The following is a 267-nucleotide window of genomic DNA, read 5'->3' on the forward strand; positions in this document are numbered from 1 at the left end:
GCTATATATCATCGCCGGACTGGTGCTTATTTTACTAATAGCTGTCTTGGTAATGCGCAAAAATAAAGCGCAAAAACCATCGGCACGCGCGCCTATACAGGCTGGTAAAAACTTGGCAGCCAATGCCCCAGCAACCACTTCTGGAGCCAATCAGCATCGTCCTACGCAGCAAAACGCGAGTAACGAAGGCAAGTTTGATAATCTGTCGGTTGCTCAGCGTTTTATCGATCAACAGCGCTACGACAAAGCCATCGAAACCCTCAATCG

The 267-nt window shown here is 48.3% G+C and carries 1 pseudogene; it reads left to right on the forward strand.

What is annotated here, in order from left to right:
- Positions 1-52: 52 nt before the first annotated feature.
- Positions 53-267, forward strand: a pseudogene (locus AAEY83_RS15565) (FimV/HubP family polar landmark protein); the annotation flags it as partial.

Source organism: Psychrobacter sp. TB20-MNA-CIBAN-0197 (assembly GCF_040309765.1).
Lineage (GTDB): Bacteria > Pseudomonadota > Gammaproteobacteria > Pseudomonadales > Moraxellaceae > Psychrobacter > Psychrobacter submarinus.